Annotated in this window: 15 protein-coding genes and 1 tRNA gene; 9 read left to right on the top strand and 7 right to left on the bottom strand. The window is 61.3% G+C overall.

Features of this window, described 5'->3' with window-relative positions; all coding sequences use genetic code 11:
- Positions 1-752 precede the first annotated feature (752 nt).
- Together F4555_RS08590 and F4555_RS08585 are read left to right on the top strand one after the other, a co-directional pair.
- Positions 753-4,016, top strand: coding sequence for an FAD-binding and (Fe-S)-binding domain-containing protein (locus F4555_RS08590; protein ID WP_103758681.1), 3,264 nt, complete (start codon positions 753-755; stop codon positions 4,014-4,016).
- Positions 4,017-4,230: 214 nt separating this feature from the next.
- Positions 4,231-5,739, top strand: a complete 1,509-nt coding sequence (locus F4555_RS08585; RefSeq protein ID WP_115325787.1) for a cell surface protein — start codon at positions 4,231-4,233, stop codon at positions 5,737-5,739.
- A 7-nt stretch (positions 5,740-5,746) separates the two neighbouring features.
- On the opposite strand, the gene F4555_RS08580 is transcribed toward F4555_RS08585, so the two are convergent.
- The 3 genes from F4555_RS08580 to F4555_RS08570 all read right to left on the bottom strand — a co-directional run bounded on the left by F4555_RS08580 (position 5,747) and on the right by F4555_RS08570 (position 8,628).
- Positions 5,747-7,123 carry an AI-2E family transporter gene (locus F4555_RS08580; RefSeq protein WP_115325788.1) on the bottom strand — a complete coding sequence of 459 codons (1,377 nt, stop codon included), beginning with the start codon at positions 7,121-7,123 and terminating at the stop codon, positions 5,747-5,749.
- Positions 7,123-7,632 carry a GNAT family N-acetyltransferase gene (locus F4555_RS08575; protein ID WP_004013827.1) on the bottom strand — a complete coding sequence of 170 codons (510 nt, stop codon included), beginning with the start codon at positions 7,630-7,632 and terminating at the stop codon, positions 7,123-7,125. Before F4555_RS08575 ends, F4555_RS08580 begins: the two co-directional genes overlap by 1 nt.
- A gap of 105 nt (positions 7,633-7,737) precedes the next feature.
- On the bottom strand, positions 7,738-8,628 hold the full coding sequence (locus F4555_RS08570) for a Bax inhibitor-1/YccA family protein (protein ID WP_004016144.1): 891 nt from the start codon (positions 8,626-8,628) through the stop codon (positions 7,738-7,740).
- Between the two features lie 425 nt (positions 8,629-9,053).
- On the opposite strand from F4555_RS08570, the gene F4555_RS08565 reads away from it, so the two are divergent.
- Positions 9,054-10,070, top strand: coding sequence for a sensor histidine kinase (locus F4555_RS08565; protein WP_174222565.1), 1,017 nt, complete (start codon positions 9,054-9,056; stop codon positions 10,068-10,070).
- An 18-nt stretch (positions 10,071-10,088) separates the two neighbouring features.
- Positions 10,089-10,790, top strand: a complete 702-nt coding sequence (locus tag F4555_RS08560) for a response regulator transcription factor (protein ID WP_004016149.1) — start codon at positions 10,089-10,091, stop codon at positions 10,788-10,790.
- A gap of 274 nt (positions 10,791-11,064) precedes the next feature.
- On the opposite strand, the gene F4555_RS08555 is transcribed toward F4555_RS08560, so the two are convergent.
- A tRNA-Leu gene (locus F4555_RS08555) sits at positions 11,065-11,137 on the bottom strand.
- Between the two features lie 80 nt (positions 11,138-11,217).
- On the opposite strand from F4555_RS08555, the gene nhaA reads away from it, so the two are divergent.
- On the top strand, positions 11,218-12,594 hold the full coding sequence (nhaA, locus tag F4555_RS08550; protein ID WP_114989700.1) for a Na+/H+ antiporter NhaA: 1,377 nt from the start codon (positions 11,218-11,220) through the stop codon (positions 12,592-12,594).
- A gap of 169 nt (positions 12,595-12,763) precedes the next feature.
- Here nhaA and F4555_RS08545 read toward each other — a convergent pair whose 3' ends face one another.
- From F4555_RS08545 to F4555_RS08535, 3 genes are all read right to left on the bottom strand, one after another.
- Entirely contained in the window at positions 12,764-13,894 is a 1,131-nt protein-coding gene (locus F4555_RS08545) for a Ppx/GppA phosphatase family protein (RefSeq protein WP_115325790.1), read from the bottom strand.
- A 171-nt stretch (positions 13,895-14,065) separates the two neighbouring features.
- Positions 14,066-14,623, bottom strand: a complete 558-nt coding sequence (locus F4555_RS08540; RefSeq protein ID WP_103758677.1) for a DUF501 domain-containing protein — start codon at positions 14,621-14,623, stop codon at positions 14,066-14,068.
- Between the two features lie 189 nt (positions 14,624-14,812).
- The gene (locus F4555_RS08535) at positions 14,813-15,454 is read right to left on the bottom strand and encodes an FtsB family cell division protein (RefSeq protein ID WP_255312854.1); all 642 of its coding nucleotides are present in this window, start codon (positions 15,452-15,454) and stop codon (positions 14,813-14,815) included.
- Between the two features lie 611 nt (positions 15,455-16,065).
- Here F4555_RS08535 and F4555_RS08530 point away from each other — a divergent pair.
- From F4555_RS08530 to F4555_RS08515, 4 genes are all read left to right on the top strand, one after another.
- Complete coding sequence (locus tag F4555_RS08530; RefSeq protein ID WP_115325793.1) at positions 16,066-17,052, top strand: EamA family transporter; 987 nt, start codon at positions 16,066-16,068, stop codon at positions 17,050-17,052.
- Between the two features lie 53 nt (positions 17,053-17,105).
- Positions 17,106-17,951, top strand: coding sequence for a YggS family pyridoxal phosphate enzyme (locus F4555_RS08525; RefSeq protein ID WP_004014456.1), 846 nt, complete (start codon positions 17,106-17,108; stop codon positions 17,949-17,951).
- 190 nt (positions 17,952-18,141) lie between these two features.
- The gene (locus F4555_RS08520; RefSeq protein ID WP_115325794.1) at positions 18,142-21,999 is read left to right on the top strand and encodes an ABC transporter ATP-binding protein; all 3,858 of its coding nucleotides are present in this window, start codon (positions 18,142-18,144) and stop codon (positions 21,997-21,999) included.
- Positions 21,999-24,671, top strand: a complete 2,673-nt coding sequence (locus F4555_RS08515; protein WP_115325795.1) for an FtsX-like permease family protein — start codon at positions 21,999-22,001, stop codon at positions 24,669-24,671. The genes F4555_RS08520 and F4555_RS08515 overlap by 1 nt, the downstream gene beginning before the upstream one ends.
- The last annotated feature ends 109 nt before the right edge of the window (positions 24,672-24,780 follow it).

The following is a 24,780-nucleotide window of genomic DNA, read 5'->3' as shown; positions in this document are numbered from 1 at the left end:
AAGCTGTGGAATAACAAGAAGGACGATTAAGGAAATCGCGGCCAGCCTACCTAGGCTGGCCGCTTCCTTATTTCACAACTATTTCCCTGGCTGCGATGCGCTGCGCGGCGTACCCGCATATCGCCGCCGAAACTCCGCACCCTCAGTCCCACACTTGTGCCGCACACCCGCCGCGCCGCGCGTAGCGACGAAGCGTTGGGAGCGCGCGCAGCGGGTGGAGTTCCGGCAGCGACAGCAAATCGTTGCTGTCGCTGACCCCCTCCACACGGTGACTGCGGTGCTCTCAGGGCTCCGCCCATGCACCGCCGCCGACCGCGAGCCAAAGCGAAACAAGCGATAAAACGCGAAGCGACACAAGCAACGAAACAAAGACTGCGCGGGGGCGGTCAAAGACCACCCCCGCCAGCGTAGAAACAAGGTTCTTTTCCTACCTTGATTCTACGTCTGCGGCGCGGGCATAGACGATGCCACCGCAGTGTTATCTGGATTCCTAGGAGTAAGCCCAAGACTTCAGAATTTTGAAGATGAGACGGGGGATGCCAAGCCACGCTTGGCATCCCCCAACTTACGCCCAGAACCCAAGCAAGCACCTCATGAAGCTGAACCCATGGGGTTAGACGCAAGTTGTGGGAGATTAGATGGGAATGGCTAGTGGGACGGGTGTGGCGACGGGAGTTGCACCCCGATTGGGTCGCGCAGCGGTTTCTGCGCGCCGGGGAAGGGGCGCGGGAAAGCGGGTTAGAATTGAGGGGATGGAATACTTCGATGACCCGCTGACCCGCGCGATATACGCCTCGGATGCGTCGAATTATCGCATTCCGCCGGCGCGGGTCGCCAAGCCCGCGAATCTGGGCGAATTGCGCGACGTGGTTTTGGATGCCCTAGCATCGGGCACGCCGCTGACGATGCGCGGGCGGGGCACCTCGTGTGCGGGGAACTCGATTGGGCCGGGGCTGGTGGTCGACACTTCCGCGGGCTGTAATCGGATTATCGATTTAGACCCCGAGGCGCACACCATCACTGTCGAACCCGGGGTGGTGCTGGCTGATATTCAGACGGCCGGGGAACCCTATGGGCTGCGTTTCGGTCCCGATCCCTCGACCTGGACCCGGGCGACGATTGGCGGCTCGATTGGCAACAATGCTTGTGGCCCCCACGCCCAAGCCTGGGGGCGTGTCGCGGACAATGTTATCGAGATGCAGGTTATCGATGGTTTTGGACGCGAGTTTACCGCTGGCCGGGGGGAAGGTGCCCTGGACGCGGTGCCCGGATTGGAACGCTTGGTACAAGATAACTTGGCTTTAATCCGCACCGAATGCGGACGGTTTTCCCGGCAGGTATCTGGGTATTCCCTGGAACACCTGTTGCCCGAAAAAGGGCGTGACCTGGCCAAATTCCTAGCCGGAACCGAGGGAACCCTGGTGACGATACTCGCGGCGAAACTGCGCCTGGTGCAACTGCCCGCCGCCCCTGTCCTGGTGGTGTTGGGGTACCCAGACATGATAGCCGCCGCAGCGGATGTGCCCCTCGTGAACACGTTTAAACCCCTGGCTGTCGAGGGTATGGATTCGCGCCTAGTGGATACTTTGCGCGCCAAGCCTGGTGCCGGCCAGATTCCCGACCTGCCGGCGGGGCAAGGTTGGCTGCTGGTAGAGATGGGCGGTGCCGACGAGCCCCTGGAAACAACCTTGGCGCGCGCCCGCGACCTGGCCGCCGCTGCCAACACGCGCGCTTGCGGGGTGTATCCGCCCGGCACCGAAGCCACCCGGCTGTGGCGTATCCGCGCTGATGGAGCCGGTTTGGGTGGTCGCACTCCGGTCTCGCAGGTTACGCCGGATTCGGGAGTTGCTGTTCATGAGGCGCCATCCGGGAACCCCGGCGCCGCCCCCCGCTGTGAGCCTGGCGAGAATTCCGGGATGGCACCTCGTGAATCCGCCACGACAAACCACCACCCCCAAGGCAACCAACCCGCCTGGCCTGGCTGGGAAGATGCCGCCGTGCCCCCCGAAAACCTGGCGGCCTATCTACAGGAATTCACCGCGTTGATGCGCCAAACCGGGGTGGATGGGATGCTGTATGGGCACCTGGGCGACGGCTGTTTGCATGTGCGGCTCAGTTTGCCGCTGGGAGCGGCCGCGCATGATGGGCGTGCTCGGGATTTCTTGGAACGCGCCGCAGATTTGGTGGCCAAGTATCACGGTTCGATTTCCGGGGAACACGGGGATGGGCGGGCTCGCTCCGAGTTGCTGCCCCGCATGTATTCCCCAGAACTGATCGCACTGTTTGCTAAGGTAAAAGCCTTGTTTGACCCGCGGGGGCTCATGAATCCCGGCGTTTTGGTTGACCCCGACCCCCTCGACCACCACCTGCGCCTGGCCTCCGCCCGGGACATTGCCCCTGACCCCAGCGGTTTCGCTTTTCCCAAAGATAAAGACCTGACCGCCGCGTTTCACCGCTGTACCGGGGTGGGGAAGTGCCTGGCGATGAGCCACATCAAAGGGGCGTGGATGTGCCCCAGCTATCTGGCGACCGGGAAAGAAAAAGACGCCACTCGCGGACGTGCCCGCGCCCTGCAGGAAGTCACTAACGGCGGGTTGATTCGGGATTTCCGCGACCCCGAGTTGTTGCGGGCGCTGGATCTTTGCCTGGCGTGCAAGGCGTGTTCCTCGGCCTGCCCCACCGGGATTGATATGTCCGCTTTCCGCTCCGAGGCGTTTTTCCGGGCGTATCGCGGGCGGTTTTGGGCTCGACCTGGGTCGCATTTTCTGTTGGGCTGGCTGCCGTTTTGGTTGCGGCTCGCCCGGCGGGTGCCCGGCGGGGCGCGCTTGGCCAACGGGCTGTTTGGGATTGACTGGTTGCGGCGCTTGGTATTTAGGCTGTTCGGGCTGGCGCCATCGCGGCAAATGGCGACCTTCGCCACGCAGTCGTTTCGGCAATGGTTGCGTCGTGAGCAGCACAGCGTCTGGCGCGGCGCCGCTTTGTCGCTTGGGGCGCGCGCACGAGAGGCAAAGGGGGAAGTATCCCCCGCTCGCGCTGCTTTGCAGCGCGAGCTCCCCCTCAGCCTCTCGTTTGCGTCGCGCCCCCGACGCGACCACCGTATCGTGTCGCGCCTTCTACACGGTCTTCGTGAGGATTCATGCGAAAGAAACACTGCCGAAGGCGATGGTGGCTCCGTAATACGAGAAAAGAATAAATACGGAATAGCACCTCGTGAACAAGGAAACCAAAGCGTGACCGAAATGAACCGAGCGGCGAAACAGAGGGAACCGGAAGAAAGGCCGTGGGTGGCGGTGTGGGCCGATTCGTTCTCAGAGGGAATCGACCCCGACGGCGCCGAAGCAGTGGTGCAACTGTTGGAAACGGCCGGGTACCGCGTGTTCGTGCCGCGCCAGGCATGCTGCGGGCTGACCTATATCACCACCGGGCAACTGAACCGAGCTCGGCGCAACCTGCGGCGCCTGTGCGGGATTCTGGGGCCGCTGGCCGTAAACGGGATTCCGATTGTGGGCGTGGAGCCGTCTTGTACCGCGACCCTGCGCGACGATCTGGAGCGTCTGCTGCCCGACGATCCGCGGGCCACCGCTATCGCCCAGGCGACCCGGACGTTAGCGGAACTGTTGACCGACCCGGTTTACGGGCCGGGCGGGAACTGCGGGCCAGAACAGTGGGATTTGCCAGACTTGGACGGCGTGGAAGTCGTCGCCCAGCCGCACTGCCACCACTATTCGGTTTTGGGCTGGAGCGCCGACCGGGAACTGTTGCAACGCGCCGGGGCACAGGTCACCGAACTGTCGGGGTGCTGTGGAATGGCCGGAAACTTCGGGATGGAGGCTGGGCATCTGGCGGTATCCCAGCGGGTCGCGGCGCATTCCTTGCTGCCGGCGTTTAGTGAACACCCCAATGCCGTGTTCCTGGCCGATGGGTTCAGCTGTCGCACCCAAGCCAGCCAGCTGGCCGGGCGAAACGGGGTACACCTGGCACGATTGTTGTTGGGTTCCGCCCCCGCGCGATCCTAACCGGTGCGATTTTGGCAACATTTTCCGTATATAGGTGCCTGTGACCGATATCGCACCGGTTACGAAACCCAAGCCAGATTAGTGAGCTAAAAATATGCCACTTTTACGTAACAAAAGTGAAAACGTGAGATGATAGTGACAGAAGATAAAACAGTGTCTGGCGGGGTGAACCGATTCCAGGCGCTTCCGGGCTTACAAAAATACAGAGGTTGACATGTCCCTTTTCGAGTATGACCAAGGCCACCTGATTCCCGCCCAATTCGGCCACGCGGTAGGCCGCGAGGCTCAGGGCGAAGTCCTGGAATCCGTGCGAAACCAAGTCCTAGAGGTAATTTCACGTCCCCTCTTTCCGGTGACCTGGAACGACCTCGCTGGGATTCCCGTCGCCGGAATGCCCCCGGAGGCCGCCCCCGGGTATGTTCCCAACCAGCCCGGTCACTCTGCCCAGGCCGACGCGTCGACCCCGCCCAGCCCCACCCCGCAACCCGGGCAAGCCAAGCGCCCTTCCCAACGCCTCACCGCTCTGGACGGCTCCGGCCAAGTCGTACTGGTGGAAGTCATAGAGAAACTCGACGCGCAAACCCTAATCGAATCCCTGGCGCGCCTCGGCGCGGTATCCAACCTGGGGTGGAACGACCTGGCCTCGGCCTATCCCGGTGGGGTCGCCGCTTTCCGCTCCGGCTGGACCCAGTTCCGCGACGCGATGCCCCCGAACCTGAACGCCGGGCCGCGCCTGATTCTGGTCGCAGCGGAAATCGATCCCGGGGTGCGCCCCGCCCTGGACGCGCTGACCATCTCTGGCCTGGAAGTCCACCACGTCAGTGTGCGCGAAATGTCTAACGGCCGCCGTTTCCTCGACGTGCAGCGCGTCGCCGCCTCGCTGTTCAGTCGCGACACAAACCTGTTGTCCGGGCGCGCCGCTCGCCTCCCTGTGCTCACCTCGGGTGTGGCTGCGGACTTTTCTTCCGGGATTCACGAGGCGCCACTGGCCGACCCCGGTGCCGCCGTCAATCCCCCCAGCCCGGTTTCCGCAACCCCGACCGACCCAGATTCTGGCTCTGGGTCGGAATCCCGAATGGCACCTCATGAACCCGCCACCGAAAACCACCCCGCGCCGGTCGAGGCACCCGAACTGCAAACCGGCACGATATCGCGCCACTCCATTATGGAATCCGCCAAGAGCTCCCCGGTCTCGCCCTTCGCCAGCGGCGAGGAAGAACAACCCGTGCAGTCCCTGTTCCCGGTCAGGCAAAACCGACTCGCCGGGGCGGCTGAATTCGAAGCCAGCCCCACCCCGCCGGAAGGCACCCCGACCTGGCAGCAAACCGGGGTGCGCCACCGGCCGCGACGCGCCGCCGAAAACGGCCACGTTGCGAGTGTGAGCGAAGAAAACTTTGTGGACAGCGGCGAGCCGCTGGCTCACGACCCCGCCGGGCTGCGGGCGATAGCGCAGGTAACCGGGGAAAGCACCCCGATTTTCGCGACGGTTGAATCCGGCAGCGGGACGGCCTGCGAAATCCAAGCCACCCTGTTGGAGCGTGGCGTGATTATTCTGGAAGGGCGCGAATGCGATGACCCGCGCGAAGCCGGGCTCGCCGTCGGCATCACCGAAGTGGATGGCGACGGCTGGGACTGGTGGCATATAGGGTTGGCGCAAGGCCCGACCTTGGCGGAAGCCTGCGAGGAAATCAACGCCGAGTTAAGGCGTAACGACGGGGCGTGAGGCGGGCTTATTTATAGGAAGCCTGGATTTGGGCGTGAATAGTGCCGGGGGCACCGCCCACCCGGTCGTGCTGGTCGGCTAGCTGCGGCATGGTGTCGTGCCCAGTCAGATACAGCACCACCGTGTTGAGGAACGCCACAATCGGCACCGCCAGCAAGGCTCCGATAATGCTGGCGAAATAGCCGCCCACTGTAATCGCCAACAGCACCACCAGCGGGTGAATGTTGACCGCGTTGGACATCAGCAGGGGTTGCAAAACATTGGACTCGATTTGTTGCACCGCCAAAATCACGACCAGCATGATTATGGCTTTCACCAGGCCTTGATCCAGTAAAATCACCAAGACGGCGATAGCCCCGGTAGAAACCGCCCCCACAATCGGAATAAAGGAAGCCAGGAAAATCAGCAATGCTAGCGGAATCGTCATCGAACCCGCTCCCAGGAACGCGGCACCAATCGAGATGAACACCGCATCCACCCCGGCCACCATGGCCTGAGCCTTGATATAGCCTTTCAAAGTAATCCAACCGCGAATCCCGGCCTCGTGCACCGGTTCGCGCAACGGCACCGGTAACAGGCGCATAAACCACACCCAGATGCGCCGCCCGTCTTTCAGGAAGAAAAACAGACAGAAAACCGAGATGAATATCGCCGCCACCAGGTTTAATACCGAGGATGTCACCGACCACGCCGAGGAGGCAATCGAAGAAGAATACTTTTCTAGTAAGCCCCCGAGCTGCCGGCTGAGCGCCTTGGTGTAGTGGTCAATGTCCTCCGAATTTAACCCCAACGGCTCGTCAGAAAGCCAGGCCATCAGTTTGCCGAAACCGCCGCCGGCTTTGCGTACCAGCGCTGGGGCTCCGGATGCCAGTTGCGAGACGGACACCCAAATCGCGGCAGTCAAGGCGCTGATTCCCACAATCAGGGACACGGCCGCAGACAGGGCATTGGGGAAACGCCACTTTTGCAGCCGCCCATTCAAGGGTTCCAACAGCAGCGTCAATAATAGTGCCACCGCCACCGGGACTATCGCCACTTTGACCTTGGAAATCCCCCAGGTTACCCCGCCCAGTACTATCACTATCGCAATCAGGCGCCACGCCCAGGCGGCCGCGACCCGTACCCGCCACGAGACTTCGGCGTCGGCCTGGGCGCCGTGTTCCACCTTCGGGGGTGCAATCGGCTCTACCGCGTCGAGATCGGGCTGCTGGTGGTTTGCGTCGCGTCGCGCCTTAATCTCGAGCCACAGGTTGTGGGTGGGGTTGATGGCTTTACTCATCCCGGTTTTGCGGGGTTCACGAGGTGCCATCGAATTCCCCGCGTCGCTGGAAGCCGATCTTGGCCGTGATTTGTCCGGGCGGGCTGGTTTCTTTTTGTTCTTCATCAGCGAACCATCCGGTTCAGCGTCAAACCATAGTTGACCTCGCGTCCGGTCACGGCTCCGTCAGATAAAAACCCAGCGCGCCGGTAAATCCGGTGGGCGCGTTTTTCGCCCTCGTACCCGCTGGGCAGCCACAGTTGCGCGGGTTCACGCGGACCAATCACGTATTCCAACAGGCGCCGACCAATGCCCCGGCCTTGGTATTCGGGCATCAAATAATGCATGGAAACCTCGCGGTCACGCGCCGGCGGGGTCACGTTTTCGGTGCGAATCGTGGGCACTGTCATCGCAATCCCGATTACCCGTCCGTGTTCCACCGCAATCGCGATTCGTCTTCCGGCCGGGTCGGAGGTCAGCAGGCGATGCCACTGGTCTACCAGCACAGCCTCGTCGAAACGCCCCAGGTATTTCGGGTCGATGAACTTCCCATACAGCGCCAACCACATGCGGGCGTGTGCGACCCCCATGCCGGCGGCGTCTTGAACCTCGGGGGGGCGTACGTTGACAGTCATAGTGTTAGTCTACCGGTTTGGCGGGGCGGTTTGGTGGGTTCATCGGGTGCCAGTTCAGGATTTGAACCTAACTAGAATTCCGAATGGCACCTGGTGAAACCGAATTCAGTTATCGGAAGCCGTAGAGGCAATATAGGCGAAAATTCGCAGGAATTCGATGTAGAGCCACACCAGCGTTACCATCAGGCCAAAGGCGCAAGTCCACGCGGTTTCGGCGGGGGCACCGTTTTCCACCGCCTGGAAGATGTAGTCGAAATCCGTTACCAAGGACAGCGCTGCCAAGGCGATAGCCACCAGGGAAACCACCATCCACAGCGGGAAACCGAACAAGGTCGCGTTATAGAAGTTCGCCGCCGGGAAAATCAGGGAAACCACAAAGTTCACCAGATAGAACACGAACAGGGAACCTATACCGATGAACACCACGCGCATCAGGGTTGGGGAGTTACGCACAATATTCGTCTTGAACAGGGCAAACATCACCAGCGCGGTCACAATCGTGGCGCCAATCGCTTTGGGAACCACCCCGCCATAGGCCGCCGAAAACAGCTGAGAGACCGCCCCCAGCATCAGCCCTTCAAAGAAGGCGTAACCCAGAATCAGCGCGGGGGAAGGACGCGACTTGAAAGCGTTAATCATGCCCAACACCAGGGCGATTACCATGCCGCCCAGCGACAGGGTCGCCCCCAGTCCTGGATTGGTGGCGGTGACGAACCAGGCCAGCGCCCCGCCCACCAGCAGCGTACCGAAGGTAAACACCGATTTAATCAGCACGTCGTCCAAAGTTACCGGGCGGGTTCCCGCCGCAGCGGCCTCTGGTTGGGTGCCGGGAAAGGCTTCCTGGGGATAAGCAGAGGGGGGATAGGTGGCGCGCGACCCGCCGGTGGAGGCGGAGGGGGCGCCGGGCTGGCCTACCTGATAGCCCGGCATCCCGGGGTAGCCGGCGGGGGTGCGCTCGGTGAACACTTTGTTTCGAGTGAAAACAGGGTTGGTCATTTTTCTCCTTGGGTTTCTATCTATAGCACCATCATTCTAGTGGAATTCGTGGTTTTTCACCTTAAAATCTTCTCCTACCCCAGGGGGATTTTGCGGGTTCATGAGGTGCTTCTTCCGCCCGGCGCTCTGGGTGCTTGGGCTCGCGGTACGCACACGTGCGAGACGACGGGGGAAGTGTCCCCCCGACTTTCGCTATCTATTATAGCAAAAGTCTCCCCCCTCAGTCTCGCACTTGTGTTGCGTATCCGCTTCGCTCGGCACCGATTGAAGGCGTAAATCCTGAGAGACAAGATAGAGAAATTTTGGGTCGAAGGCAATCTGTAAACTTAAGTAAAGTGGAGAAAAATTAGGCAATGGGGTGGGAATCGAGCCGGGGAAGGGCGCGTGAAAGTGACAGGCGAGACAGCGGCGAGAGGCGAAAGAGCATGAGGAATAAGGCAAAAGGGACGGAAACAGAGTCAGTGCGGCCGGTGCGGGTTTTGGTAGTGAACCTGCTGCTGGTGGTGACTTTGCTGGTGTTGTTCGGGGTGGGGGTTTTGGTGGTCGTCCAGGTTGGTTTCTTTGAAACTGATCACGAGGGGACAGCCCGGGGGATGCTCGTACTTTTGATATCCCTGCTGGTCGTAGTGGGGATGCTGCTGTTAAAAATCGCCCAGATGGGACGCGAACGTGTTGCCGAATTGACCTTGCGTAACAAGCAGCTCGAATTGGAACGCGAACAATCCGAACAGTTGGCGGTGGCCGACGAACGGGCGCGAATCGCCCGGGGAATGCACGACATCGTCGCGCATTCCCTGACCGTAATCATTGCCATGAGCGACGGGGCGGCGGCCGCGATAGACAAAAACCCGGATTTAGCGAAAACCGCCCTGGAAACCATGAGTGAAACCGGACGCAACGCCCTGTCCGAGACCCGGCGACTGGTGGGGGTGTTACGCACCCCCAGCGAAGTCCCGACGGATTTATCCGCCAACCCGGAACCCAGCCGGGCCTCTTCCCTCGAAGAAGTCCGTTTTACGCCCACGCCAGACCTGGGGGAAATCGACGGGCTAATTAACCAGTTCCGGGCGGCCGGACTGCCGATAAGCTATGAAATCAGCGGCGGGGAAGTCCCCGCCGACGGCCCGCTGCAACTGACGATATACCGGATAGTTCAAGAATCCCTGACCAACATTTTGCGCCACGCTCCCTCTTCTACTGCGGTGGAAGTACGCCTGAAAGTGAGCTGTGATGGCATCGAAATCTCGGTGTACAACGCCACGTCTTTAGCGGGAATCAACCCGGGGGGCGGCAAAGGACTGGTAGGGATGCGCGAACGCGCCTCGGTGTATGACGGTCACGTTACCGCCGGTCCCACCCCGGGTGGGTGGCGCGTGTCCGCCACCCTCCATTGGGAGGCGCAATGCGAAAATAAAGCTGAAACCTGGGTTATCCCCTCATGAAACCGAGAGAAAAGAAATATGAGCGAAGAGACAGAAAAGATTAAAGTCCTGCTGGTCGACGACCAGGCCTTGATACGCATGGGATTTCGGATGGTGTTAGAGGCCTGCGACGATATCGAAGTGGTGGGTGAAGCCGCCGACGGGAAAACCGCGCTGGGGATGGTGCGCGCGCTGCAACCGAATGTGGTTTTGATGGACGTGCGGATGCCCAATATGAACGGCATTGAAGCCACCGGCGAGATTGTGTCGGAAAACCCCGAGGTGAAAGTGCTGATTTTGACCACCTTCGACCTGGACGAATACGCTTTTGGAGCCTTGCGCGCCGGGGCATCCGGGTTTTTGTTAAAGGACGCGAAACCCGAGGAACTGGTCGCTGCAATCCGTGCCGTCGCCGCCGGGGACGCCACGATTTCCCCCCGGATTACCAAGAAAATGCTGGACATGTTCGCCCCGCAACTGCCCGACGAAAACGCCGAGGCAGACGCGGCCGGGGCGGGGGCGACGAGCGCCGATGCGGTGGCGCTGGCCAGCCTGACCGAGCGGGAAACCGAGGTGTTGAAACTAATCGCCCATGGGATGACCAACCAGGAACTGGCCGATAAACTGTTCATTTCTATGACCACCGTGAAAACCCACGTCGGAAACATCTTGAACAAAATCGGGGCGCGCGACCGGGTGCAGGCCGTAATTTTTGCCTATGAAAACGGCCTCGTAAACTAACCAATTTGTTTTGCATATTTTCCCGAGCCCATCCCTCGGGGTTGCCATGCTGCCATGTTCAACATCTGCTTAGATTCAAATTTCTGTCTCCTTCCCAGCAATCACTTGCGCCTGCTTCGAGACGCTCGCCGGGGTGGTACGGCGTAGGGCGATTCATGTTTTACCAGAGTTTTTCTTAGCAACGCAGTTGCTCAGAAAAACTGGACAAAACATAGCTAGCCCGGCCGTTTCGCCCCCGAGCGCCTCGCGAAAAAGAAGCAACATTGCCTACCTGTACCCCCGGTCGGATTCGAACCGACACTGAACTGATTTTAAGTCAGCTGCCTCTACCGTTGGGCTACGGGGGCCTGGCAAATCCTTGCAATCGTCGCGAAACCCCGCCAGGTGGAACTTGGGGAAAAGCCACGAGTGCAACTAGAATTCCATTATGGACGAAGATAAGTCGAAAAACCTAAACGAAACGTCGTCAACCCCGAAAACACCTCATGAAGGGATATTTGGTGAACCTGACATAGTCGTCCCCGCCCCCACCGACTACGACCAGGATGCCGGGTCTCAGGGTAAAAAACTGGGGGTATATCAGCGTTTCGCCCGATTTGTGTCCGACGATATTGTGGGTGGGTTGATACTGATTGGTGCGGCGGTGTTGGCGCTGCTGTGTGCCAACGGGCCAATCCGCGAGGCTTATCACGGCTTGGCCACTCTGATGCTCGACCCCGGCCTGGGCGAAGCGGTGGCTCGCGGCGGACAGTCATTCTTGCAGTCCATCCACCTGTCATTGAGCGTCGAAGAATGGGCGCGCGACGGGATTCTGGCGATCTTCTTCTTTACAGTCGGGCTGGAATTGAAAGAAGAATTCACCCATGGATCCTTGCACGATCCGCGCACTGCCGGGATGCCGATTATCGCCGCTATGTTCGGAATGGCTGGACCCGCGCTGGTTTACACGGCGGTCACCGCCATCAGCGGTGACGCGGCCTGGCACGGGTGGGCGATTCCCACCGCCACCGATATCGCCTTTGCGGTGGCGATTTTACAGATTTTCGGACGCGGGTTGCCTTCGGGGGCGCGAACCTTTCTGTTGACTCTGGCGGTGGCCGACGACCTGGGTGGGATTATTGTGATTGCGCTGTTTTATGGGACAGCGCCGAATTTGCTGCTGTTAATCCCCGTGGCGGGCGGCGCGGCGGTCTTTAGTTTCCTGTGTCGGCGCCGGATTGTGAAATGGTGGCTGCTGATTCCGCTAGGGGTACTGACCTGGTATTTCATGTTGGCCTCCGGGATTCACGCCACGATTGCCGGGGTGGTTTTGGGCATGGTCGTGCCCGCCGACCGCCGTGAGGGCGAGGTACACAATCTGGTCGAGCGGTTCTCTATGAAGGTTTCCCCAATCTCAGCGGCCTTCGCGGTGCCGATTTTCGCTTTCTTCGCGGCGGGGGTCAACATTGTGGACACCCCCGGCGGGGTGGGGAAAATGCTGACCAACCCGGTGGCTCTGGCAGTGATGCTGGCCTTGCCGCTGGGGAAATTCCTGGGGATTTTCGGCAGCGTCTTCGTGATGGAAAAATTCACGCCCCTGCACCTGGAAAAGGGGGTGCGCTTGGCGGATATCTTGCCGATTTCCTTTGTGGCCGGTATAGGATTCACCGTCGCCCTGCTGATTTCACACCTGTCGTTTAGAGGCGACAATGTGCTGACTCAGGCCGGATCTATCGGGGTGGTAATGGGGACGTTTGCCTCGGTTATTATCGGCGCGGTTGCGCTGAAAATCCGGATTTCTTACCGTAAAACCCACGCGGAATAGCTTATTTACACGCCGCGTTCCACTGCGCCGCCTGCGTTCGCGCTGGCAGTGCTGTTCGGGAGTTGGCGCGAGGAATTGGTCGCTTGGCTGCTTGTGGACGCGCGCTAGGGGCGGAAGGGGAAGTTTCCCCTCGGTTTTTGCTAATTTATTTTAGCAAAAACCTCACCCCTCAGTCCCGCTGCGCGCCGCGTTCCACGGCGCCGCCTGCGCTCGCGCTGGCAGTGCCGGCGAGAGCAAACATCAGGCCGTCTAAGATGTCGTTTTCGCTGGTGCACACCGGGAACGACCCGCGCGGGGCGGCACCCGAATCCGGGTCGGGCTGGCCTTCCAAATACGCCAAAATACGTTCCCAAACCAGCACGCCACCAGCGATTTGATCCACCCGCTTGGGGTGCATCGGTCCCAGGGCGGCTTTTTTGGCGCGCGGCATCACAATCAGCTCCCGCGCCAGTTCCCGGTGTTTCGCGCTGGACAGCACCGCGCCGTTAATCCGAAACCGGTCATAAGTCTCCAAACTCAAACCCAGCGCGGTTAAAGTCGTCACCGAACCCGCCACCCCAATCAGCGTGCGAGCCTGGCTCAAAGGCACGGTTTCGGCGGCCTCGGCAATCAAAGCGTCAATAAACTCGCTGGCCTGCGCTACGGCGGCCTCGCTGGGAATACCGCGCGAATCCTCGGCGGGGCGCAAATACCGCTCGGTCACGCGGGTCGAACCCATATTCATGGAAATCGCCGCCTCCAGGGCAGGTTTTACCGTTTCATGAGTTGCCAGTCCAGACCTCGGCGAATCCTCGGCATCCGGGCTGGCACCTAATGAATCCGACGACGTAACCACCCCCGACGCCCCCGGCCGGCCAAAAGAAAACTCGGTGGAACCCCCACCAATATCCACCACCAACGCCGGCGCGGCCAAACCAGGATGCAAGGCGACCGCGCCGGAAAAACCCAACGTGGCCTCCTCCCGGCCAGAGATGACTTCGGGCGCCACGCCCAGCCGCGCCTCTACCCCGGTGGCGAACTCAAAGAAATTATCCGCGTCACGCGAAGCCGAAGTCGCCACCATCCGCACCCGGTCGACCTGCGCCTGGCGAATCCGCGCCGCGTAATCCTCGACCGCCGTAAAGGTGCGGTTCAAAGCCTCCGGAGCCAGATGCCCGGTCTTGTCCACGCCCGCCCCCAGCCCCACAATCTGGGTTTTCCGCAGGACTTCCCGGGGGGAAACCTCGGGGTGAGTGGGGTCAAAATCGCTGATTAACAGGCGAATCGAGTGGGTGCCGCAGTCAATAGCTGCCAGTCGCATGGGTTTCCTTTCTTTGGGGATTCACGAGGCGCCACCCTGGTAGGCAACACCTGCCGATTTTATCGCCAATCGCGCTATAGGCGGGGGCGTGGCAGAAATTCAGGAAAAAATGGGGGTGAGCCTCGATATATTTGAGGCTCACCCCCAAAAAATCCTGAATTTCTGCCAGGGTCAAGGCTCGGGATGCCAATCACAGGTTTCGGGCGACCACAAGTTTTCGGCACGCAGCCGCGCCAACACCCAGTCGCCCACCGGGTTCACCCCCAAACCGGCCGCCAAAGCATGTCCCAGCAGGGCGTGGAAACACTTGACCCGATCCGGCATCCCGCCAGCCGAAAAATTCGCAATCTCCGGGACGGGCGCGGGTGAGGCCACCTTGCGTGCCGCCAGATACGCCCGATGAGCCCGGTGATAGGCGAGCCGGAACTCCGGGTGTTGCGGGTCGTCAAGCAGCGCCTCGGCCTCGCGCATCACGCCGGCAGCCTCTAGCTGGGAACAGGCCGCCACCGCCGCCGGGCAAGTCAGATAGTAAAACGTGGGGAAAGGCTCGCCATTAGGCAGACGCGGGGTCGTGGCTATTACCGCTGGATGCGGTGCCGCGTGGGCAGCGTTCGGTGGAGTCGTCAAATTGCAATGTGCGGCGATACCGAGCACCCCGCGCGGGACACGCCCCAGTTGTGCCGCGATGATTTCCAGGTCTGCCTCGGTTGCCGGTCGAATCTCTGCCACACTGCCAGCTTACAGAATTCTGACAGGGAACTATTTGAGGGGCAGGGAGAAATTCAAATGGCACCTCGTGAATTCGCGCCAAAAACCAGACGCACAAACCCGCCGCGCCCGTACCGCCCCGCTTGTGTCGCCCCGTACCGCCCCGCTTGTGTCGCGCCGCCCCGTACCGCTTGTGATGTGTCCGCCGCGCTATTTTCCGGCGGACTTGCCGGTGCCGGCGACCTTCAGCCCTTCGACAATCAAGCCAAACCATGGCAGGTCATTCGCGTCCTTCTCGACCCAACCGCTGGCGACCCTGGGTTTTGCCTGGCCGGGCGGGTCGACAACCACATAGGTCGTCTCGCCGGGCTTCACGAAACCCAGGCGTTCGCGCGCCTGGCGGGAAACATATTCGGGATCCTGGTAGCGCGCGATTTCATCTTCCAGAGCTTCGTTTTCGGCCTTGGTGCGCGCAATCTCCGCCGCGAGCTCGCGGGCGTGCTGCTGTTGCTCCATCCACGATTTCAGCGGGGAAAACACCATCAGGAACACGGCCAGGCTGACAACCGCCAACACCAAGACTCGCGACAGCCACGTCGAGCCGGGGGCGGCGGGCGGCGGAGGCTGTAGCGCGAGTCGCGATTGCGGGGAACTGCCCCGGGTGTCGGTGGCATGTTCGGGGCGGGGGGTGTTGTCGTGGGGTGCCTTGTCATGAGGTGCCATCCGGGAAAACGCCCCCGAGCTGGGACGCGAGCTTTTTGGGGCATTCGCCCCCGAGCCGGAACGCACCGAGGTAGCCTTGTCCCCCCGAGTAGAATCCGGGTCACGAGGAGATAAACTTGGGCGACGCATAGTTTTATTATCGCATTTGTCAGGCTCACAGTTCGGTTTAAACCGGCAATACCGGTCGGGATGCGTCAAAAGTTTAGGGAATCGTTTTTACACCCCGAGAATTCGTGGCTTTCCGTCAAGATTCTTTAACTCCGGCATGCAAGCATTGGTGGGGCTAAGAACCGTTACATTTAAGCCCGGGAACCGTGTTTCGCGAAGCGGTCGCGCCAGAAATTCCGGCAACAGCCCGGGGCGGACACAAAATCGCTGCTGGAAGCAAGAATCACTACAGTTAACTTCGGGAGGGGTGGCGAGGTTGAGACTGGGACGTTTTGCGTGTAGAACTCCCCGGGTAATCCCGGGAGGGCAGGGGTGGCGAGGTTGAGACTGGGGCGTTTCGCGTGTAGAACTCCCCGGGTAATCCCGGGAGGGCAGGGGTGGCGAGGTTGACAGTGAGAAGTAAGCATTTGGTGGTTACTACAGTTAACTTCGGGAGGGGTGGCGAGGTTGAGACTGGGACGTTTCGCGTGTAGAACTCCCCGGGTAATCCCGGGGAGGGCAGGGGTGGCGAGGTTGACAGTGAGAAGTAAACATTTGGTGGTTACTACAGTTAACTCCAAGAAAGGAGACCCATGAATCCGAAACCCGTCTGCCCGCAAAACCCCGGGGTTACCGGTAACCCCGGTAATACTGAATTATTTGCTCGTGCCGCCCGGCCTGTCCGGTCTGACTGTGCCGCCCGGCTCGTCCGGTCTGACCGGCTCGCCCGGTCTGTCCGGCGACCCAATGTTCCCGCCCCGCTGATTTTTATGCTCGAAGGCACTATCCAATATGTCGGAGCCGGGCTCGCCGTGGGGCTTTTCGCCCTGTTTGCGCCACTTAGCGTCGCGTGGCTGCGTTCGGTAATCGCCGGGGTAATCCTGGTGGCGTGGCGTCGTCCTTGGGGTAAACGCGCGTTGACCCGCCAAGGATACGCTTGGTCATGTGCCTTCGGGGTGGCGCTGGTGGCCATGAACACGACCTTTTACGAGGCCATTGCCCGGCTTCCCCTGGGAACCACCGTGTCCATCGAATTCCTCGGTCCGGTGATATTCGCCGCCATCGGATTGAGTGGGATTATCGGGAAACTCGCGGTACTGATTGCGTTTTCCGGGGTGGTGTTGATTGGTGGAATCGCCCTGGATTTGACGCAAACTACGCAACTCTACGGGCTGATTTGGGCGCTGGTGGCTGGTGGAATGTGGGTCGCCTATATGGCTTTGGGGCGCAAAGTTGCGCTGCTTGGCCGCGGCATGGATTCGCTGGCTGTCGCGGTGTTGTTGGGGTCATTTCTGCAGCTACCGTTTGCCATCCCCGAGATGCCGCTCATGATTGGCCACCCCGAAGCCTTGGTGCTGGCCGTCGCGATGAGCACCTGTTCCTCGGTTATCCCCTATGTGCTAGAGCAAGTTGTGATGCGCGGGGTGCGCGCGCCGCTGTTTGCGCTGCTCTCCGCGCTGTTGCCGGTCACGAGTCTGGCCGTCGGGCTGGTCATGCTGCGCCAAGTCCCGAGCTTGGCTGAACTTGGCGGACTGGCGTTGGTGTCGGTCGCGCTCGCTTTGACTTATCGGCGTTCATGAGGTGCTTGTTAACTTCGCGTCCGCGGGTGGCGGTGCAAGCTTAGAATGGAAGTATGACGGGATTTCAAGAGCGGCTTGTGGGGATACAGGAACGGGTCGCGGCGGCGGCTCGCGCGAGCGGACGCGAGCCGCGCGACGTGCGGATTCTGCCGGTCAGTAAGACGCACCCCATTTCTATGATTCAAGCAGCGATGGCTGCGGGAGTGCGCGAATTTGGGGAAAACCGTCCCCAGGATTTAGCCGCTAAAGCCCAGGAATTAGGCGCGAATCTGAGGCGGTCGGGGTCGGGAAACACCGGAGTTTTGGCTGGTCTTGACGGTGTTTCGGCTCAGCCTGGGATTGGGGGGCGTGGCGCGGATTTGGGGCTGGCACCTCGTGAAAGCGAAACGAAACCAGACGTGCCGCGCTGGGTGATGATAGGAAACCTGCAGCGCAACAAGGCGAAACTGATTGTCGCGTATGCCGCCGAGCTGCAAAGCCTGGACTCACTGCGGCTGGCGGAAACCCTCTCTAGGTTGCTGGGCGAGGCCGGGCGTGAACTTGACGTAATGGTGCAGGTCAACGTCTCGGGCGAGACTGTCAAGCACGGGGTCGAACCCGGTGTCGCCCTGGACTTCGCCGGGCGGGTCGCCGCGCTGCCCGGGTTGCGTCTGACCGGGTTCATGGGGGTTGCCGCGCCGTTGTCGGTTGTCGGTGAGGCCGGGGTTCATGAGGCGTTTGCCCGGTTGCGGGCGATTCGCGACGTGGCGGTCGTGTCTATTCCCGAGGCGAGCGGCCTGTCCATGGGGATGAGCGGTGACTTCGAGATAGCGATAGCCGAGGGCTCGACATGCGTCCGGTTGGGGTCTGGACTGTTTGGGCAGCGGCGTGCGGGTGTAGTTGCTCCTGCGGACAAATAAGTGCTTTGCTAGGCTAATAGGTCGGATAAAACCCCAGGTCACGGGTTTATCTCGTTATCAAGCATTCTCAATAAAAGGCTTATGTGTCCATGTTGATGATTGCAGGCGTAAATTAATCGCACTCAGGCCGCTAATATGAAACAATCGGAATAGGACTGTCTTAAAACCAGGGAGGGGAGGAGAATCGGTAATGGCACCTCGTGAACCCGCCGCCTCGCCCTGTCCACAATATCCGGCGTCAATCACCCCCAACACCGGGACAATTCCCGCGCAAACTGGCAGCTTCCCCGCCCAGCCACCCGCCGCGCCCGCCACGCCGCAACTCTCTACACAAATCGCGCCGGTCGCCGACCCGATTATCACGGTGCGTGGCCTGCGGAAAACCTATGATTCCCCCGGGGGCGACCCGATAGTCGCCCTGGATAATATCAGTATCGACTTCCCGCGCGGCCAATTCACCGCGATTATGGGGCCATCCGGGTCGGGCAAATCCTCGCTGCTGCACTGCATCGTGGGTTTGGATTCTTTTCAAGAGGGGATAGTCAAGGTCGCGGGCAAGAACCTGGCCACCATGTCCAGCGCAGAACTGACCGAGTTCCGCCGCGTCACCGTCGGTTTCATTTTCCAGTCCTATAACCTGATTCCCACTTTGAGTGCGCGGGAAAACATTGAAATCGCGGCGGAGCTGCAGCGCCACCAGGTTGACCACAAACACTTCAAAGACCTGGTGAACCGCCTTGACCTTGGTAAACGCCTTAATGTTTTTCCTTCGCAGCTTTCGGGAGGCCAGCAGCAAAAGGTCGCTTGTGCCCGCGCCCTGTTGACCCGCCCGGCCGTGGTGGTTGCGGACGAACCGACCGGCAGCCTCGATTCAGAGTCTGCGGCGGAAGTACTGGCATTCCTGCGTGGCGCTGCGGCGGATTGGGGACAGTCTGTCGTCATGGTTACCCACGAGCCGGATGCGGCGCAGTACGCCAGTCGCGTATTGTTCCTGCATGATGGGCGGCTGGTCGCACAGTTGACTAATCCGACGCGCGAGGCCATCTTAGAGGCGCAGCAGACCCTGGGACAGTTGCGTTCGGGGGGGTCGGTTGGCTCGGGTGGTTCTGCCGGTTTGGATGTGGGTTCATTAGGCGCCATTTCGGGGATTGCGGCGGATTTCACTGGGAAGGCGGGGGTGAATCCGTTTAATCCAGCTAATAGTTCTTTGGCTGATGCGGCGGTTGGATCGGCGCCTGTGGCGGGCAATGCTGGAGGCTCCCTGGCGGATTCCCCCGTTGAACCGGATCAAGGCGCGCAGAACACCGGGAATTCCTTGGCACCTCATGAAACCGAAACCCCCGAAACCCCCGCCGTGAAGCCGCCCGAGAAACCCAAAAACCGTCGCTCCAGCTGGCGCAACCGCAAGAAACGCCGCCCCGTCGCGGATCCGGCGCTTGCCCAAACATTTGCCAATCTGGGGGTTGCCGTGCCGGATTCGCAACCCAATGAATTGGCCGATTCCCTGGCAATCGGCCAATTCAAGTGGCCGAGCCTGTCCGAGGCTTCCCCGGATATGAACGAAGGCGACAATGAACTTTTGGGTCAGCCCTTGGGGCTTTTCGCGCGACATTCCGTCCCGGAGCCTCCCGCTGTGTCCGGGGAGCCAGTGATTCCGACCGATTCGACGGAACCGGCCGTGTCTGGGAATCCGTCGGAACCGGTCGCGCCGGCTGTGCCCGCCGCTCAACCTACGCTGCCGGTAATGCTTGGGCAGTCGACGGGACCGGTCGCGCCGCCCGTGTCTGGGAATCCGTCGGGACCGGTCGCGCCGGCCGTGCCCGCAACTTCGGCTCTCAACCCGGCCGTCCCCATAGTTACCAGCGCTTTCACTGTTACCCCGGGGGGCAGGGATGTGGCCGAGCCGGATTTGACCACCCCGAATGTGACCATGACCGATGCGACCCAGACCGGGGTTGGTTTTCTGCGTCGCGTGGCCGAGCCGGGTTACGGTTTCGTCCCCGACAATTCCGCTGCGCCCAGCGATTCTGGGGTGGTCGCCGGGTCGGTTGCCGGGGACAATTCGACCGGGTTGTCCGGCTTGGATGGTTCTGGTGCGGTGGATGTGGCGGCTTCATTAGGTGCCATCCCGGATTCCGGCTCTATGGGGATTGCGGCGAGCCAAAACTCGGATACCGGTGGGGTTCCAGTGCAAACCAAGTTCAACTCCGAGGTTCCGAGCTGGGCGCAGCAGCTGGCTCCGGCCGCAGCTGAACCCGGTTTTGACCCCGGTTTTGAACCCGGGGCGTCCCTGGCGGCATCCGGGTGGGCGCTTAGCGATACCGGCCAGACCCGCCCAATCCCGGGTCAGCCTGCCCCTAGCGAAGCGGCTAAATCTGCCGGGATTGCGGCTGGGCAAACTGGTCATGAGGCTGGCAGCGTCGGAGCTGGGGTGACTTTAGGGCAAACGAATCCTGGGGTTTTCGCTGCTCAGGCGAGAGTTGGCGGTGTGGTTGGAATTAGTAATCCCGGGGTTGCGGCCGCTCAGGTCGGTCAGGCGGGGTATGGGGCGGCTGCTTTTGGCAATTCTTCCAATATTGTGCCTGGTCAAACCAAGAATGTGGCGGGAAGCGCGAATTTCCCAGCGCCTCGTGAAACCGAATTAACCCCAGCCACAAGCGCAACCACCGCCGCGCCGTCGGCTCCAATCGGGTTTTTTGGCGGCACCGAGGCGACGGCTGTGGGGTCGATGCCGGGGATGCCGGGCGCGTCGACTTTTGGGGCAGCGTCGTCGGCGCCGATTCCAGGACTAACAGAGGGACAAGCGCCAACGCCGATTCCGACCCAAATGTCGCACCCAGCAACGCTGAGAGAACCGGAAAACGAACCAGGAAATGCGGCGGGAAATGCGCGGCCAGTCGCGGGCACCGAGGCGGCGACAGGTGCGGCGACAGGCGCGCGGGAAAACGAAGGCTCCGGCGAGCCGTCACGGCCGCGGCGCCGGCGACGTGCCTCGATTGATCCGCAAGAGGCCGAACTCGCCGGTCAAAACGAGTTGCTGCAAATGATTGCCCAGGCCGAGAAACTGCTCGCGGCCAGCGGCGCGGCCATCAGTGATGCCCAAGATGCGTTGACTTCGCCGGAAAAACCCGGGAAATCCAAGGAAACAGAGGTAGTGGTCGGCGGCACGGATGCTAAGTCCGGGGCGGGCGGTGGCGCGTCGGTGGATAGAGCTGGCGGCGGGTATAGGTCGGGTGGCAATCTTGGGGTCGCGTCGACTTTGGGCGGAACATCGGGTGGGGCGAGCGGTGCCGCTAAGTCTGGCATGGTCGGCGGGTCGGTGCGGGGCTCGGTTCGTCAAGGTGGCTCGGCTTCATTAGGCGCCAGCCCGGTTTCAAGCGTCCCTAGCGCGGCGACCACTAATATTTACCGGCCGGCGACCAGCACTTTCACCAGCGTAAAAGGGAACGCGTCCCTGGCGGAACTGGCGCGTTCGCTGGGTTTGGAAGACGTAATTACCGCTGGGCGTGACCAGTCGGGCGGCACCTCTAGTCCCGGTGCCAAGAACCTTGGCGAGAGCCTCGGATTGGCGACCGGTGGTAGCGGGGGTCAGCGGGTCGTGCGGGCAGGCACCGGCGCAATCCCAGATAGGCTCGGCCATTTTAATCCACATAGTTCGCCCGATTCGCTCGCCGCGCGTGGCGTGGCCGGCACCGCTTTCGGTTCTGGGGTGTCCACAACCTCGGGCGCGGGCAGTGCCCCCGGCGCGCCCGGCACCACGAGTTCCGGTTTCCGGTCTTTCATGGCCGGCGCCTCTGGCCAGACCAGCCCCGGGGACTCCGGGTCGACTCGCGGCGCCACCCCCGACCAAGACCTGTTGATTGCCCGCGCGGATGCCATGTTAGCCCAGGCTAATGCCCAGTCCCTCGACCTGCAACGCAGCTTGCTGGATCTGGAAAACCCGGCCGGCTCGCCATCCCAATACCACGACGCGGCTCGGCTGGCACCTCGTGAATCCGCAACCCCAAACCATAACCCGACCCCCACCATCGACCCGAAGGGGCGCTGATGTGGAAACTGATTATCCGCGAGATTGCAACGCGCAAAACCCGATTCGCGGCGGCGGTGGTGGCGGTGATGCTGGGGGTCGCGTTCCTCAGCCTGACGCTGGGAGTCAAAAACCTGGCGATGAACTCCCTGGCTCAGGCGGAAACCGCGACGCTGAACGCTGACCTTTATGCGGCCGGGCCGCCGGTGAAACACGCGAATCCCCTGGATTTGGCGGCGCGCGGCCCGATTAACGTGTCCCAAGCCGAGGTAATCGAAGCCGTGGAAGGAACCGCCCACGCCGCCCCAATCTTTGAAGGGGAAGCCGTGCTGCTCGACGCACACAAACGCCCGCTTACCTGGGGGTTTAGTGCAACCCGGGTGCGAGGAGCCTATGCGTTTCCCCCCGGCCCCACCTTGAAAGAAGGGCGGCTGCCCAGCGGGAAAACCGAGGTGATGCTAGAAGAGAGCACCGCGCAGCGCGCCGGACTGAAGGTCGGTTCGCAAGCCACGCTGATTTGGGGTGGGACGGTACACCGAATGCAGATAGTGGGAATCGCCAATTTCGATGCCCCTTTGGGTATTGCGACCATGGCTTTCGTCGATGCCAAGCTGGCGAAAACCTGGTTTTCCCCGGAATCTCGGGTGAAACTGATAGGGATAAAGGCCAGTGCCTCGGCGAATCTGCAGGTCGTCAAGGAACGCATTCAAGAAGCCGTCGGCCCGGACGCGACGATTGTGGAAGGCGCGAAGCTGCGTGCCGAACACGCGGCGGCAGCCGAACGAGCCGTGGGCTTCGTAAACACCCTGGTGTTGTGGTTTGTGGCCTTGGCGCTGTTGGCGGGGGGGTTCCTGATTGCTAATACCTTCGGGATTCTGGTTACTTCGCGTTACCGAGCCCTGGGGTTGCTGCGGGCTGTGGGATACGGGGCACCGGCTTTGCGGCGCCTGGTTTTAGGTCAAGCTCTGATTGTGGGCGTGCTGGGGTCGGCGCTCGGGGTGGCTTTGGGGGGCGGCTTGACGGCCGGGCTTCGCGCCGTCTTGGCGGGTCGTGGCTGGCTGGTCGACAGCTGGTTTTCGGTATCGTCGCTGGTGGCGGTGATTTTTGCGTTCCTGGCTGGGGTGGTGACCACGGTGTTGGCTGGGGTTGCTCCCGCGTGGCGGGCGGGGCGGATTCCGCCGCTGTCCGCCTTGGAATTGGGGGCGCCGACGGGCGAGAAACCGGTGCGGATTCGTGCGCTTGTTGGCGCGGGGTTACTGGCCGTGGCTGCCGGTGGCACCGGTTTGGGGCTGTGGTTGAGCGGCCAGACCTGGGATTGGACAGTTTTGCTGGTGCTGGCGGTGTCCGGGATAGTGGGTCTGGTGGGTTTGCTGGCGATTTTGGCGTGGCTGTTGGGTCGGATGGCGGCGATTTTGGCTCTGATGGCGCGGGGGTTGAACCTGTTGCCGGTGCGTTTGGCTTTGCAGAATTTGGGGCGCTATCCGCGCCGGGCGACGCTGGGTTGCGCGGCGCTGGTTATCGGGGTGGCGATTGCGACGGCCGGCGGAGTGTTGGCCGATTCGGCGCGGGTTTCGCTGCGGGTTGGTACGGTTCACGAGGTGCAAACTGATTTGGTGGTCGCATCCTTGCAGCCTTCGACCAGCCTGGAAAAAGTGGTGCGTTTGGTGCAAGATGTTCCCGGGGTTTCCGAGGCGAAGGCGGGGGTGATTGGCGCGCCGGTCTGGTTGCGTTTGGGGGGTGGCGCGACGGATGAAGCCAGTGGTTCCGGGGATATGGCGGCTGGTGTGTCTGGTGTTGGGGTCAGTGTGGGGTTGGCCGCCACGGGTTCCGGTGGGGTTGCCGGGGCGGTTGCTGCCGCCGGTGATTCCGGTGGTTTGGGGATTCATGAGGTGCCAGCCCTGGGTATCAGCCCGGCGGATTTACACACTACCCTGCGGCTTCACGCGGATGCGGGCTCGGTAGCGAGCCTGGAACAGGGTGATGCGTTGGTCAACACCCGTACCGCGCGGATTGGGGGCTGGAAACTGGGCGATTCGATTACGATTACGGGGCCGTTGGGGATTTATTCCACCAAGATTGGTGGTTTCGTGACTTCCAGTTTAATTCGAGCCGACGTGTTCTTGGATGCCCAATATTTGCGCCAAATTTCGGCTCCGGAACAGGTTACGCGACAGTTTATTTTTGTGAATGTCGTCGGCGATGTGACTGGCGTGAAACAGCGGATTCAAAAAGTCCTCGATCCGTATTACGTCTTTACGGTGATGGCACCTCGTGAACTGGCGGCAGTAACCGCCGCCCCGACCGCCAATATAGTGTTGGTGATGCACGCCCTGCTGGGGTTCTCGGTGGTGATAGCGCTGCTAGGGGTGGTGAACACGCTAATCCTGGCGGGTCTAGAGCGCCGGGTGACGTATCGCCTGTTGCGGGTCATTGGGATGAAACCGCGCGAGGTGGGGGCGATGGTGCGGTGGGAGGCCTTCTTCCTGGCGTTGCTGGGGGCGTTAATCGGGTGGGGCGCCGGGATGGTTTTGGGTTTGACCTGGAGGTTTGCGCTGCGTCATGAGGGGCTAGCCCTGGTTTCAGTGCCGTGGTTGGCGCAAGGTGGGCTTATCGTGGTGGCGGTAATCCTGGCGGTTGTCGCGGCGATTCTGCCGGCGCGCCAGAGTGCGCGCCGCTCGGTTATGGACACATAAGCCCCTTATTGAGAATGCTTGATAACAAGATGAGCCTGTGACTTGGGATATTGTCTGGCTTATTACCCTAGCAAAGTGCTTATGTTTCCGTGACTAAACCCAGACTAAG

This window comes from Mobiluncus mulieris, from assembly GCF_014204735.1.
Classification (GTDB): Bacteria; Actinomycetota; Actinomycetes; order Actinomycetales; family Actinomycetaceae; genus Mobiluncus; species Mobiluncus mulieris.
This window is presented reverse-complemented; position numbering and strand designations above follow the sequence as displayed.